The organism is uncultured Altererythrobacter sp., assembly GCF_913057185.1.
Taxonomy (GTDB): domain Bacteria; phylum Pseudomonadota; class Alphaproteobacteria; order Sphingomonadales; family Sphingomonadaceae; genus Erythrobacter; species Erythrobacter rubellus.
Map to the genome: position 1 here is coordinate 1,313,735 of NZ_CAJXNK010000001.1, position 13,648 is coordinate 1,327,382.

Consider the following 13,648-nt stretch of genomic DNA (forward strand, 5'->3'; position numbering starts at 1 on the left):
GTAGCCAGCGTCTCGCATCAAATATTCGCGATTACTTTGCGGTCTGGGTCCCTGATTCTATCAGGCGACCGTACTTCCGCAACGCAGCCTGGAGGCGGTCATGCGGCAAGGCATGGGCCGTGTTGCCGTTGATGCCGGTCATCGTGCGTGCAGCAACCAACGCGTTGATCACCGCTTCCTCAGTCGCTTCGACAGTGGCACGGAATAGCGGGCCCATTAAATCATTTGGAAGGATATCGAGCCGGGCCGACTCCTCGCGGCTCCACGCGCCCGGATTGCCTGTCGAGAACGCAATGAAAATATCTCCGGACCCGTTCGAAGCGTAAGACCCGTTTCGCGCGATTCCCATTGCTGCCCGTCTCGCCAGACGCTTCAATTGATGAGGAAGCAAGGGCGCATCAGTCGCGACAACAATGATGATGGATCCGTTCTCCTGATTGTGGTCACCATAGGTTGTTTGCAAATCACTGATCTCGCGCCCGACAGGGGTCCCCGCCACTGCAAACGTTTCACGGATTCCATAGTTGGACTGAACCAATACCCCTACAGTGTAGTCCGTCTCGCCAATTGTGACGAGGCGCGAGGACGTGCCAATACCGCCTTTGAAACCGTGGGTAATCATGCCGGTGCCGCCGCCCACATTTCCTTCTGCGACCGGTCCGTCCGAGGCGCTATCGAGAGCCGCGAAAACGTGCTCCTTCTTTACATGGAAGCCGTTGATATCGCTCAGGTCACCGTCGTAAGTTTCAGCGACCACCGGTAACATCCAGAATGTGTCTTCCTCTCCCGCGAGCGGTTTGAAAAACCTTCGCTCGAAAGCCCACTCGATCGTCGCGTCGCGTACGGTGCCGACACTGTGCGTGTTAGTGATCATGACTGGTCCCTCGAGCCAGCCCGATTCCTCAACCCAGGTTGTGCCGGTCATTTCGCCGTTACCGTTCAAGGAGAACCAGCCTGCAAAAACCGGATCATATGTTTTTCCGCGGGGTAGGATCGCGGTAACGCCCGTTCGAACCGGTCCTTGGCCAACAACCAGTTTGCCATCGCCAGAGATTAAGGTTGTGTGTCCGACCTCTATTCCCGGCACGTCAGTGATTGCGTTGTTCGGACCAGTGCGACCGTCGAAAGGCACGCCAAGGTCACGTGCGCGTGCTATGTTGAGTTTTTTCCCGTCGTCATCCGCCAAGCCTAGTGTACCGAAACCGGCCACCCCCAGTAGCAGCAATGCGCCGATTGTTTTTGAAAAAGCTCGCATTGCTGTTCTCCCCCTCAGATATTCACCTGCCTATTTGGCCCTGAGGTTCGTGCTTCGTCGGTCTGGCAAACAAGTTCAATTAAAATCACTCTTAGCCGGCCGATAAGGACGTTTAGGCCTGTCCCGGAGTGCAGCGCTTCGCGTGTATCATCCGCAAATTCGCTATCAGACACTCACCTAGCGCGATACATAGGGGCAATGCGCGCGCTTGGCCCTTTCCAATTGTCTTTGAAAACCCAATTGAAGGCCTTGAGTTTTTCTTGTCTGTGGGCAGTGTTCCATGTGCTCCATCCTATAAGACTTCCCAAGGGGAATCAGCGTAAATGACCGACCAAATCTACATCCGCCCGGTGGGCTTTGTGCCAGGGCCGCAACATGAGGAAGGCAAGGTTATCCGGTTGGCGGGCGGGATGGTCTACGCGCAACGATTTGCGGTGGTCTTGCGACAGGATGGCAAGTTCACCAGGCGCTGGGTGTGCGATACCGATACAATCGGAGAGGTGCTGGCCGGGCTGCCCGCAAGCGTCTCAGACGAAGCGCAGGCGCAACTCACCAATCTGACGCTGAAACACCCGCCGCTCAATTTGGGCGCGCGCGTCATCCGGCTCGATCAGCCGCAAGTGATGGGCATCCTTAACGTCACGCCTGATAGCTTCAGCGATGGCGGCGAGTTCTTCGAGAAGCCAGAAGTCGGCAGCGCACATGCCTCTGCCATGCTGGAAGCGGGTGCGACAATCATTGATATTGGTGGTGAGAGCACGCGTCCGGGCGCCACCGCGACCTGGGAAGGCGACGAGAAAGAACGCGTGCTTCCTGCGATTGAATACTGCGCTGCGATGGGCGCAGCGATAAGTATCGACACGCGACGCGCGGGCGTTTTGGAGGCTGCGTTGGAAGCAGGCGCGCATATTGCCAATGATGTGTCCGCCATGCGACACGATCCGCGCAGCATGTCAATGGCTGCGAAAGCCGGTTGCCCCGTCATCCTGATGCATGCGCCCGGCGATGGCGAAGACCTGCACAGCAAGGGCAATTATGAAAACGTTGCTTTCGATGTGTTCGACGTGTTGAAAGAACGGCGCGATGCCGCGGTGGCGGCGGGCATATCGCGCGCGAATATCGTGCTGGATCCCGGCATCGGTTTCGGCAAGTCGCTACCGGACAATCTGGCGATCATCAACGCGCTGCCGATGTATCACGCGCTTGGACAGCCCTTGTTGCTGGGTGCTAGCCGCAAGCGCATGATCGGCGCCCTGTCGAATGAGGCAGACTCGCATAAGCGGCTTGGTGGCTCGCTCGCGCTGGCCGTCGCAGGCATGAATGCCGGCGTGCAATTGCTGCGTGTGCATGATGTGGCCGAGACGGTGCAGGCGCGCAATGTGTGGCGCGGCCTGCGCGATGCGGCGCTGACCGATTTCGCGGAACTTCCAGATAGCTGATGCAGTTTCTTGAATCGGTCACGGTTCGCGGGCAAGAAGTCGGCAACAATTGAAAGTGTAGGATACCTCTGATGCGCAAACCCTCCCTTGCTCTCGCCGCTGTTACGATGCTTGCAGCTCCATTGGCCGCTGACCAAGGTGTTGAGCTGACGCCAGAGGATTTGCTCGCGCCATACTACGCGAAGCTGAGCCAAGAGGTGGAGCTGCCGGTTGCGCCCGCCAATGTCTCGCTCGCGCATGAGCACACGCTGACCCGGATCGCCTTCGGCAGCTGTAACCACCAGTTGCGTAGCCAACACATGTGGGGCCAGATTGCAGCGACCGACCCTGACCTTTTCCTGTTCATCGGCGACAACAATTACGGTGATCAGATGTGGGATGGTGACGCAGCACTGGCGACATTGCGCGAAGCCTATGGCGTTATGGCTGAAACACCCGAGCTGGCTGCCTTCCGCGCGCAGGTGCCGATGATGATCACTTGGGACGATCACGATTATGGTTTCAACGACGGCGGAGCGAGCTTCGCCTATCGTGGATGGTCGGAGACGATCTTCGAGACATTCTGGGGTTCGTCTGATGAAGTAAAGTCGCGGCCCGGCATCTACGAAAGCCGGATGTTCGGCGAAGATGGCAAGGTCACGCAGATCATCACGCTCGACACGCGCTTCTTCCGCTCCGATCTGGAGACCATGCCTTATCAAAACGAGCGCCCGCCTTTGGGCCCCTATCAGCCGAGCAGTGATCCATCCAAGACCATGCTAGGCGATGCGCAGTGGCAATGGCTTGAGCAGGAACTGGCGAAACCGGCTGATCTGCGGATTGTGGTTTCCTCGATTCAGGTTCTGACGGACGCGCATGATTACGAGGCGTGGGAAAATCTGCCGCTGGAGCGTGAGAAGCTCTATGCCATGCTGGCGGCACGCGAAGACAGCGGTTTGGTGTTGCTGTCTGGCGATCGCCATGCGGGTGGGATCTACACTGATACGCCGCAGGCCGCTGGTGAGCAGTTTTGGGAACTGACCAGCTCTTCTATGAATTACTCCTTCTCTTCGACAGAGCGGAACACCGCGCGCGAGCCCGATCCCAAGCGTCTGACTGACTTCATATCGGAAGAGAATTTCGGACTGGTCGAAATCGATTGGGAGGCGAAGACATTCACCATGGGCATGCGCGGCAGCCAGGGTGAAACGCGGGTTTCACGTACGGTCGAGTGGTGATCGGTTAGCCTGGAGAAGCGGCGCTGCCTGCGAGCAAGCCGCCATCCAGTGTCAACTCGCTGCCGGTCATATAACCGCTTTCATCGCTGGCGAGAAAAACGCAGAGCTGAGCGACTTCTTCGATCGTCCCAAAACGTTTCAATGGCGTATCAGCGACCAGCGCAGCCATCTTCTCTTCGCGGTTTGGACCATCGCCGATCATCGGTTCCCAGATCGGGGTCAGGATAGCGGCGGGGTGGATCGAGTTACAACGGATCTTTCATCCTTGCTGGGCGGCATAAAGCGCAACGGATTTGCTGTGATTGCGGATCGCAGCTTTGCTGGCGGCGTATGCGGCCGCGCCAGGAATGCCGACCAGGCCAGAGCGTGAAGACATGTTGATGATAGATCTGCTGCATTTCGCTTTCATGGCCTTGAACGCGTATCGACAGCCAAGAAACACACCATCGGTGTTGACCGCGTGGACCGCGTGCCAGTCATCGAGCGAGCAGTTTTCGGGATCGTGCGGACCGGCGCTGCTCTCAAAGCCGGTTACCCCGGCATTGTTGAACAGAACATCGATCTGCGGATAAGCATAGGCCAGCCGAGCCCATTGCGCTTTGTCACGCACGTCGAGCGCAAAGAATTCGCAGCCGATTTCTGCGGCAGCTTTTATGCCTTCTTCTTCATCGATATCAGTCAGGATCGCGCGCGCACCTTCGCGCGCAAATGCGTCACAGGTGCCACGGTCAATGCCGCTTGCTCCGCCGGTGACTACACAGATTTTGTCTTTGAGTTTTGCCATGCCGCACGGGCTAGGCAATTCACGCTGCGTTGTCGATGCCCAGATCTGAAAGCTTGCGATAGAGCGTCGAACGGCCAATGCCCAAGCGGCGTGCGACTTCGGTCATGCGACCGCGATAATGGCCGATTGCCAAGCGGATAACGTCTGCCTCGATCTCTTCCAGCGCGCGAAGGTTGCCGTCCTCGGTGTAAAGCATCACTCCTGCGCCGTCCTGAATACTGCTGTCGGTGTCGACCGGTTCGCCTAGCAATTCGCTGAGCTGCGGGAAGCTCTCTGCGGTCAACGTTTGCTTGTCGCAGAACACTGCTGCGCGGAACAGCACTGCCTGCAGTTGCCGCACATTGCCCGGCCAATCATAGGCTTTGAGCAGTGATAGCGCGCCATCCGAAATAGACAGGTGTCTCAGGCCTGGCTGCTCGCCAATGCGCGACAGGAAGTGGCGGGTGAGGGCGGGAATATCGCCTGCCCGCTCCCGCAATGCAGGCAATTTGATTGTTGTTTGCGCCAGTCTCTCGACGAGGTCCGTATCAAACTGGCCATTCTGTGCGAGCTGCTTCAACGGCAGATTGCCGGCGCTCAGCAAACGCACGTCGACGCGGAAACCGTGTGTCGCGCCTAGCGGGCGCACAATGCCGCTGGTCAATACTTCCAGAAGCTTGCTTTGCACTGCCTCAATGATCCGATCGATCTCGTCCAGAACCAGCGTGCCGCCATCGCATTGTTGCAGAGCGCCAATCTGACGATCGAACGCGCCGGCAAAGGCTCCTGGCTCATGTCCGAACAGGACGGACTCGACAGAAGTTGCCGGAACTCCGCCGAGGTTGATGATGCGGAATGGCGCTTTGCTACGCGGACTTGCTGCATGCATCGCGCGCATCAGCATTTCCTTGCCAGTGCCTGCCTCGCCTTCGATCAAGACATGGTTGTGACCTCGCGCAGCTTTGGCTGCCTGAGCCAGCGCAGTGCGAAATTTTGGGGCGGTTCCGACCATGGCATCGAAATCGAGCGAGGCATTGAGCTTTTCTGCCAGCGGCTGAAGCTCGTCCTGTGCCTTTTCGCCTTCGGTTGCGCTGCGCAGCGCCTCTAGCAAGCGATCGGGCGCGACCGGCTTGATCAGATAGTCGGTTGCGCCTGCGCGCATGGCTTCGACTGCAAGCAGCGGTGAGGTGCTGGTCGTCAGCATCAGAATTGGCAGAGCGGGGCGTCTACGCTTTAATTCTTCGATCAATTGACAGGCATCGTCGCCCGGCACCCATTGGTCAAGGATGATGGCGGCAGTTTGCATCCCGTCACGGGTGCCAAGTAATGCGATGGCAGTGTCTGAATTAGGCGCAACAATGGTGCGCCAGCCTTCGCGTGCGGCAAGCGCGCTGATCAACCGGCATTGCGCAGGCTCATCGTCGATCAGCATCAGAATGCGGCTATCGCCCGTGTCCATTGTTCAATTTCGTCCCGCCGTGAAACAAAACGCGAGAATAAGAGCTAGGGGTAAAGACCTTATTAATGCTATCGTATCTCAAATTGGATAAAGCCCGGCTTTATAGGTCGTTGCCCTAATAAGTGATCGAGTGTAGCGTTGCTGTATTTTGAGGGCTGAGAGTAGTGAGGGGCTTGAGCTTGGTTCGATGCTTCGATACGGAACGGATCATTCAACAAACGGGGCAAATCCCCGCATTGTAAGCAAACCTCTGAAAAAGGATCAAACTTGATGGCTTCGCATGACATGAAATCAGTCAATAAGACCTACGGCGGGTTCATTTCCTTGCTTAAATGGTCGATTCCGATCATTGCAGTGATCACTTTGTTCGTAATCATGCTGATTGCCGAATAAGCTTGTGGCATTGCGCATCGCGGTATTGAAGGAACGCGCAGCCGGAGAGCGGCGCGTGGCGATCACGCCTGAGACAGTCAAGAAATTCGCCGGTTTTGGCGCAGAGCTCGCTGTCGAAAGCGGCGCAGGCGACACCGCCTCTATCAGTGATGCAGACTATGCCGAGGCTGGCGCGAGTGTGGGCTCGGCTGCGGACACGGTCAAAGGCGCGGATATCGTGCTGGGCGTGCAGGCTCCGGATCTAGAACTGCTCAATGGCGCCAAGCCAGGCGCATGGGTGGCGGCGACTTTCGATCCATTTGGTGCAAGAGACCGTGTCGAGGCCTATGCGAAGGCTGGGCTCGAAGCGCTTTCCATGGAATTCATGCCGCGCATTACGCGTGCGCAGAGCATGGATGTGCTTTCCAGCCAATCGAACCTTTCCGGCTACAAAGCTGTGATCGCTGCGGCCAACCAATATGGCCGCGCATTCCCGATGATGATGACTGCTGCGGGTACGGTGCAGGCTGCACGCGTCTTTATCATGGGCGTGGGCGTTGCCGGGCTTCAGGCGATTGCTACGGCCAAGCGCTTGGGTGCGCAAGTCTCTGCTACTGACGTACGTAGCGCTACCAAGGAACAGATCCAGTCGCTGGGCGCGAAGCCGATTTTCGTTGAAAGCGTCGAGGGGATCGAAGGTGAAGGTGCGGGCGGTTATGCGTCCGAGATGAGCGAGGAATACCAGAAGGCGCAAGCCGAACTGGTGTCCGGCCATATCGCCAAACAGGATATTGTGATCACAACGGCGCTGATCCCGGGCCGCGCAGCGCCGCGACTGATCAGAGACGAGCAGATCAAGAGCATGAAGCCGGGCAGTGTGATCTTCGACTTGGCTGTCGCTCAAGGCGGCAATGTCGAAGGCTCCAAGCCCGACAAACTGGTGGTGCGCCACGGTGTCACTATCATGGGCTATTCGAATACGCCCGCACATCTCGCGCCCGACACCTCGGCGCTGTTTGCACGCAATCTGTTCAATTTCCTCAGCGCGTTCTGGGATAAGGAAGCGGGCAAACCGGTGCTTGACGAGGAAATCGGCGATGCCGTGCGCCTGACGCAAGGCGGCGAGGTTGTGAATAAGAGACTGAAGGAGAACGGATAATGGACTTTATCTCAATCCTCTCGATCTTCGTGCTGGCGTGCTTCGTCGGCTATTACGTGGTCTGGTCGGTTACGCCAGCACTGCACACGCCGCTTATGGCAGTGACCAATGCGATTTCCAGTGTGATTATCGTTGGCGCGTTAATCGCCTCGGCTGAAGCGGGTAGCGTGACGGCCAAATATCTTGGCTTGTTTGGCGTGGTACTTGCGAGCGTGAACATCTTTGGCGGCTTTGCCGTCACGGAGCGCATGCTGGCAATGTACAAGAAGAAGGAGAAGAAGTGATGAGCTTCTCCATTCTCGCGAGTGCTGCTGATGGCGCAGGGACCCCTGCGTGGGCGATGCTGGCCTATCTGATTGCAGGCGTGTTCTTCATCCTTGCGTTGCGCGGACTATCCAGCCCGGCGTCTAGCCGCGCGGGCAACCGCTATGGCATGCTCGGCATGCTGATCGCAGTTGTCACCACACTGGTAACGCATGAGATCGCCAATATCGCCGAAATCGGGATAGCCATGTCCCTTGGCGGGGTCATCGGCGTGACTGTCGCGCGCAAAATCGCCATGACGGCCATGCCGGAACTGGTTGCGGGCTTCCACTCACTGGTCGGTCTGGCAGCTGTCGTGGTGGGCCTTGCGGCCTGGCTTGATCCGGCATCATTCGGGATAACCGATGCAGCAGGACAGATCTTGATGGTCAGCCGGGTTGAATTGGGGCTGGGGATCGCGATCGGTGCGATCACATTCTCCGGCTCTGTCATTGCGTTCCTGAAGCTCTCTGGCCGGATGAGCGGCAATCCGATCCTGCTGCCCATGCGCCATGTGATCAATCTGGGCACGCTTGTTGGGATCCTTGGAATGATCGCCGCCTATGCGATGTCCGGAGCAGGCGGAGGTGGTGAAGGCCAGCTGATCATTTACATCACAATCGCGGCTTTCCTGATCGGCTTTCTGCTGATTATCCCGATCGGCGGGGCGGATATGCCGGTGGTGGTGTCGATGCTGAACAGCTATTCGGGCTGGGCCGCGGCGGCGATGGGTTTCACGCTGGGCAATACGGCGATGATCATCACCGGCGCGCTGGTTGGCTCTTCAGGCGCGATCCTGAGCTACATCATGTGCCGCGCGATGAACCGCAGCTTCATCAGCGTAATCGCAGGCGGATTTGGCGCGGATGATTCGAGCGGCGGCGGCGAAGCCCGCGAAGCGCGCCCATACAAACAAGGAAGCGCGGAAGATGCCGCCTTTATGCTGGAGCAGGCAGAGAAGGTTATTATCATACCGGGTTATGGCATGGCAGTGGCGCAGGCGCAGCACGCATTGCGCGAAATGTGCGACATGCTCGAAGAAAAGGGTGTGGAAGTTAAATTCGCGATCCACCCTGTGGCGGGACGTATGCCGGGGCACATGAACGTGTTGCTCGCGGAGGCCAGCGTCGACTATGACAAGGTTTTTGAGCTCGAAGACATCAACAGCGAATTTGCGCAGGCCGATGTCGCCTTCATCATTGGCGCGAATGATGTGGTGAACCCGGCAGCGAAAACGGACAAGAGCAGCCCGATTTACGGCATGCCGGTGTTCGACGTGGACAAGGCCAAGCAGGTATTCTTCATCAAGCGCAGCATGGGCGGCGTGGGCTATGCCGGCGTGGACAATGACGTGTTCTACATGAACCAGACAGTGATGCTGCTGTCCGATGCAAAGAAGATGGTCGAAGAGATCGTGAAGGCGCTGGATTAGGTTGCGAACCGCTTGCGAAAACTCCTGATCTTTCTTCTATTGATCGCGGCTGGTGTCGGTGCGGCGTATTACCTCGGCGCGTTCGACCGTGTGACTGAGCGGCGCGTAGAGCGAGCTCTGACAGACGCCGGTGTCAGCCCGGAAATGGCCGAATGCATGGCACCCAAGATGGTCGACCGACTGACACTGCCTCAACTAAGAAAACTTGAACGGTTGGGGCCTGAAGAGGGCGAGGATGTCGTTCCGTTAAGCGGGCGGGAGGCGTTGACACGGCTTGAACGCGTTGAAGATCGTGAAGCGCTGGAAGTGCTCGTTCGCGCTGGCGGTAGCTGCGCCTTTGAGACGTTTCTGGACTAGGCCGGTGGGTCGGAGCCTTCCGGCTCAAAGTATCTTTGGTTGCGGATTTCCCCTAGGCAGCTGTTCGCCCAAGGGATGAAAATCGCCGCCAAAAAGAATTGGCAGGCGAGCCAGACAAGAACCGCCAACCCGTAGGATAGTTCGTCGAGATCGCTCACTCCATTGGCACTGGAATAGATCAAAAGAAAGGTCACAGGAAACAGGGCAAACGGAAGTAGCGCGTAGCCCAAGATACCAGCCAAGTGGAAGACCTCCCGTGATTGTATACGCATTCCAAGCTACGCGTGCACACATCTGGCAGGCGATTGTTAACAAGGTCAAAAGTGTAGATGCGACGTATTGTCGTGTTTTCTTCTCGTCGAATTCGTCGTTTACCCACGCTTCAAGCGGCTTCGTATGGTCGCTGATATTTCCCTATGCTTGCATTTCCATGGGTTTAGCTGTCACACCAAGCGCTGAGTTGTTTGTGGAGAGTTTCGGATGAAGTGGGTGCTGCGAATTCTTGGCGTACTGGTCGCTTTGTTGGTGATCGCTTTCCTGTTCTTCCGAACGCCAGACACAGATGCCACGGAGATGCGTGCCAAGTACGGAGGCGAGCCCTCGCAATTTGTCGAGCTTTCCAATGGTCTTACCGTTCATCTGCGCGACGAAGGCGCGTGTGATGGTATGCCGATCATCTTGCTGCACGGTTCGAATGCGGATCTGCACACATGGGAACCGTGGGTAGAGGCGCTCAAGGCTGACTATCGCGTGATCCGGTATGACCAGCGCGGGCATGGGCTGACAGGTGCTGCTCCCGATGAAGACTATACCCTGGCGAGTTTCACCAAGGACGTAGGCCTTGTTGCGGATGCACTTGGCGTGGAGGAATTCATTCTTGGCGGTAATTCCATGGGCGGATGGATTTCAGCTGGTTACGCGCTTGAGCATTCGGATCGGTTGGCCGGGCTGGTTCTGGTCGATGCCAGCGGCGCGCCAATCGAGCGTGATGGGCCGCCGCCGCTCGGTTTCCGCATCGCGCAAACGCCGGTACTGCGGGACGTGGCGCGCCACTTCATGCCGCGCTCGATCTTCGAACGAAGCCTTTCACAATCAGTCTCGAACCAGGACATTGTGACCGATGCTGAGATTGACCGCTATTGGGAGCTCGCACGTTTGCCCGGCAACCGGCAGGCAACGATGCAGCGTTTCGCTACGCCGCGAGTGGTCTATTCGGAGGAGCAGATTGAGGCATTGGAGGTTCCAACATTGGTCATGTGGGGGGAAGAAGATGCGTTGATACCCCTCGCCGCGGGTGAATGGTACGCGCAGCATCTTCCGAACAATATTTTTGTCGCTTATCCAGAAATCGGTCACATTCCGCAGCAGGAACATGCCGCGCAAAGCTTCGATGACTTGCGCCAATGGATTGAACAGCTGATGCCTGCGGAGCCCGAGGGGTGATATTGGCGACGCTTCGTCGCGATAATCCACACAGCTAAACGGTGTTGCCTTATTGTTCCTGTTGTCGCGGGCGCGCGGTTAACTTAGTCGCTGCGGGCAATGAGAGCGCCATACGCAGCCAATCCTGAAATCAGTCGGGGTCGCGAATTTCCGCAAGAGCGCGCCGGCGCGCGTGGTCCGCGAAGCGAATTCCAGCGCGACCGGGATCGGATCATCCATTCGATGAGTTTCCGGCGGCTTCGATCGAAGACGCAGGTATTTATCTCACCAGAGGGCGATCATTATCGCACGCGGCTGACGCATAGTCTTGAGGTCGCGCAAATCGGGCGGGTGATCGCGCGCAGTCTTGGACTTGATGAAGACCTGACTGAAGCACTGTGTTTGGCGCATGATCTGGGCCACCCGCCGTTTGGACATGCAGGCGAAGATGCTTTGTGCGAAGCGATGGAGCGCCACGGCGGATTTGACCACAATGCGCAATCGTTGCGCACGATCATGCGGATTGAAAGCCCGTATCCCGGCCATGACGGTCTCAATCTGACCTGGGATCTGCTTGAAGGACTGGCCAAGCATAACGGGCCGATCGAAGCCCCAAACTGGGCTCTGGCGGAGCTGGACGAGGCTTTCCCGCTTAAGTTCGAGCAGTGGCCTTCGCTGGAAGCGCAGGTTGCAGCAGTGGCGGATGACATCGCTTACGACAATCATGACATTGATGATGGGCTGCGCGCGGGTTTCCTGGCGCTTGAAGATCTACTCGAACTTGATCTGTTGAAGGACCAATGGCGCGCGGTTGAAAGGCGTTACCCCAATGCGCCGCGTGACCGGTTGCAGCGCGAGCTGGTGCGCGATCAGATCGGGCTGATGGTCAATGATGTCATCACCCATACCAAGGCGCAGGTTGCCGGAATTGGTTCGGTTGAAGAAGTGCGTGGGGCAGGGCGCCAGCTCGGTGGATTCTCGCCATCCTTCGCAGAGCAAGAGCGCGGCCTCAAAGAGTTCATGTACGCCAAGCTTTACTACCATTCGGATCAGGTGGCAGCCGCTAAGCGCGCGCACGAGGTGGTGGCAAAACTGTTTGAAGCTTATGCTCAGGACGCCAGCCTTATGCCGGAAGAATGGAAAGCGAATCTTCCTGCTGAAAACCCTCAACGTGCGCGGATGATTGCTGACTTCATTGCCGGGATGAGCGACCGTTTCGCGATTGAGCGTTGTGCCGCAATCTATGGGGAACGACCGAGCGGATTGACCAATGTTTGAGCCACTTCGTGTAGCGCTAGTGGGTGCAACGGGCCTTGTCGGTCGGCGTGTGATCGAAGAATGCATCGGCAGGCCTGACGTACGACTGGTGGCGATTGCACGTCGCGAAGTTAAGCTGCCGCATGGCGCGCGGATGGAATTGTTCGTTGCCGAACTTGAGAAATGGGGCGACGTGTTCGAGGCATTGCGACCCACAGCATTGATCTGCGCTCTCGGTACGACAATGAAAAAGGTGGGTGGTGACGAAGAGGCATTTCGCGCGATTGATCATGATCTTGTCATCAAAACAGCTCGCGCCGCCAAAGATGCGGGAGTGACCCGGATGGTTGCGGTCAGCTCCATCAGCGCCAATGCACGCGCCAAGAACTTCTACCTACGGGTCAAGGGTGAGACTGAAGCAGAGCTGTCCAGGATCGGCTTCAAGCGTCTGGACCTTTTGCAACCGGGATTGTTGCGCGGTCCCAGAGAGAATGACCAGCGAACCGGCGAAGGTATCGGGCAATTGATTGCGCCCCTGATCGATCCATTTCTGGGCGGGAAATATCGCGACTACCGATCTATCGATGCCCGAGTGGTGGCGCAGGCAGCGCTGGGTTTTGCGGGCCGAAAGGCATCGGGCAGGTTTACGCATACGCATGACCAGATTGTGCGATGCGCGCGCCAGTGGGTAAAATCGGGAGAGAGTGAATGAACTGGGACGCAATTTTCGGTGCTGCCAATATGGTCGCGCTCATCGCTTGGGTCGCGCTAGTGTTTCTGCCGCGATGGCCGGCCTTGCTCAGCGCTCTTCTTTACCTGATGGTGGGCGGTCTGAGCCTCACCTACGCTTTTGGCCTGATCGGGATCATGACAGGCACATTTGACGCGGTTGGTGGCGATGGTTCAGCCAATTTCAGCAGCATCGAAGGTGTCCGCGCGGTCTTTGCCAGCGATGGCGGTATTACGGTTGGCTGGATCCACTATCTGGCGTTTGATCTGTTCGTAGGTATCTGGATCGCACGCGATGCCGATGCAAAGGACTTTTCGCGCTTCCTGCAAGCGCCGATCCTGTTCTTCACGCTAATGGCTGGCCCGCTTGGGTTGTTCCTGTGGTTGGTGATCCGGGAGGGCAGGGCACGCGCGCAGGGCCGCTGGAGCTAGAGCAGATCAAAGGAACAGTTTGCCCACCGAGCGTTTTCTCTTAGAGTCCTTG

Annotated in this window: 14 protein-coding genes and 1 pseudogene; 11 read left to right on the forward strand and 4 right to left on the reverse strand. The window is 57.5% G+C overall.

Features of this window, described 5'->3' with window-relative positions:
* Positions 1-31: 31 nt before the first annotated feature.
* Complete coding sequence (locus QZ487_RS06640) at positions 32-1,255, reverse strand: P1 family peptidase (RefSeq protein WP_296023861.1); 1,224 nt, start codon at positions 1,253-1,255, stop codon at positions 32-34.
* Between the two features lie 323 nt (positions 1,256-1,578).
* On the opposite strand from QZ487_RS06640, the gene folP reads away from it, so the two are divergent.
* Entirely contained in the window at positions 1,579-2,694 is a 1,116-nt protein-coding gene (folP, locus tag QZ487_RS06645) for a dihydropteroate synthase (RefSeq protein ID WP_296023862.1), read from the forward strand.
* Between the two features lie 71 nt (positions 2,695-2,765).
* Positions 2,766-3,911, forward strand: coding sequence for an alkaline phosphatase D family protein (locus QZ487_RS06650; protein ID WP_296023863.1), 1,146 nt, complete (start codon positions 2,766-2,768; stop codon positions 3,909-3,911).
* A 4-nt stretch (positions 3,912-3,915) separates the two neighbouring features.
* Here the strand turns inward: QZ487_RS06650 and QZ487_RS06655 are convergent.
* Positions 3,916-4,695 (reverse strand): annotated as a pseudogene (locus tag QZ487_RS06655) (SDR family NAD(P)-dependent oxidoreductase).
* Between the two features lie 19 nt (positions 4,696-4,714).
* Complete coding sequence (locus QZ487_RS06660; RefSeq protein ID WP_296023864.1) at positions 4,715-6,133, reverse strand: sigma-54 dependent transcriptional regulator; 1,419 nt, start codon at positions 6,131-6,133, stop codon at positions 4,715-4,717.
* 270 nt (positions 6,134-6,403) lie between these two features.
* On the opposite strand from QZ487_RS06660, the gene QZ487_RS06665 reads away from it, so the two are divergent.
* The 5 genes from QZ487_RS06665 to QZ487_RS06685 are packed head-to-tail and all read left to right on the forward strand — an operon-like array spanning position 6,404 to position 9,756.
* Entirely contained in the window at positions 6,404-6,526 is a 123-nt protein-coding gene (locus QZ487_RS06665) for a hypothetical protein (protein ID WP_285974880.1), read from the forward strand.
* A 10-nt stretch (positions 6,527-6,536) separates the two neighbouring features.
* Complete coding sequence (locus tag QZ487_RS06670; protein WP_285976971.1) at positions 6,537-7,664, forward strand: NAD(P) transhydrogenase subunit alpha; 1,128 nt, start codon at positions 6,537-6,539, stop codon at positions 7,662-7,664.
* A complete protein-coding gene (locus QZ487_RS06675; protein WP_285974881.1) occupies positions 7,664-7,948 on the forward strand; it encodes an NAD(P) transhydrogenase subunit alpha in 285 nt (94 codons plus the stop codon). Before QZ487_RS06670 ends, QZ487_RS06675 begins: the two co-directional genes overlap by 1 nt.
* Positions 7,948-9,399, forward strand: coding sequence for an NAD(P)(+) transhydrogenase (Re/Si-specific) subunit beta (locus QZ487_RS06680; protein WP_296023866.1), 1,452 nt, complete (start codon positions 7,948-7,950; stop codon positions 9,397-9,399). The genes QZ487_RS06675 and QZ487_RS06680 overlap by 1 nt, the downstream gene beginning before the upstream one ends.
* A 39-nt stretch (positions 9,400-9,438) precedes the next feature.
* Positions 9,439-9,756: a hypothetical protein gene (locus QZ487_RS06685; protein ID WP_296023867.1), complete on the forward strand. Its 318-nt coding sequence runs from the start codon at positions 9,439-9,441 to the stop codon at positions 9,754-9,756.
* On the opposite strand, the gene QZ487_RS06690 is transcribed toward QZ487_RS06685, so the two are convergent.
* Positions 9,753-9,998 carry a hypothetical protein gene (locus tag QZ487_RS06690; RefSeq protein ID WP_296023868.1) on the reverse strand — a complete coding sequence of 82 codons (246 nt, stop codon included), beginning with the start codon at positions 9,996-9,998 and terminating at the stop codon, positions 9,753-9,755. The two genes, QZ487_RS06685 and QZ487_RS06690, sit on opposite strands and share 4 nt — an antisense overlap.
* 238 nt (positions 9,999-10,236) lie before the next feature.
* Here QZ487_RS06690 and QZ487_RS06695 point away from each other — a divergent pair, with 238 nt between their 5' ends.
* The 4 genes from QZ487_RS06695 to QZ487_RS06710 all read left to right on the forward strand — a co-directional run bounded on the left by QZ487_RS06695 (position 10,237) and on the right by QZ487_RS06710 (position 13,596).
* Entirely contained in the window at positions 10,237-11,199 is a 963-nt protein-coding gene (locus QZ487_RS06695; protein ID WP_296023870.1) for an alpha/beta hydrolase, read from the forward strand.
* 99 nt (positions 11,200-11,298) lie between these two features.
* Positions 11,299-12,456, forward strand: coding sequence for a deoxyguanosinetriphosphate triphosphohydrolase (locus QZ487_RS06700; protein WP_296023871.1), 1,158 nt, complete (start codon positions 11,299-11,301; stop codon positions 12,454-12,456).
* The gene (locus QZ487_RS06705) at positions 12,449-13,147 is read left to right on the forward strand and encodes an NAD(P)H-binding protein (protein ID WP_296023872.1); all 699 of its coding nucleotides are present in this window, start codon (positions 12,449-12,451) and stop codon (positions 13,145-13,147) included. Before QZ487_RS06700 ends, QZ487_RS06705 begins: the two co-directional genes overlap by 8 nt.
* Positions 13,144-13,596: an ABA4-like family protein gene (locus tag QZ487_RS06710; RefSeq protein WP_296023874.1), complete on the forward strand. Its 453-nt coding sequence runs from the start codon at positions 13,144-13,146 to the stop codon at positions 13,594-13,596. The genes QZ487_RS06705 and QZ487_RS06710 overlap by 4 nt, the downstream gene beginning before the upstream one ends.
* The last annotated feature ends 52 nt before the right edge of the window (positions 13,597-13,648 follow it).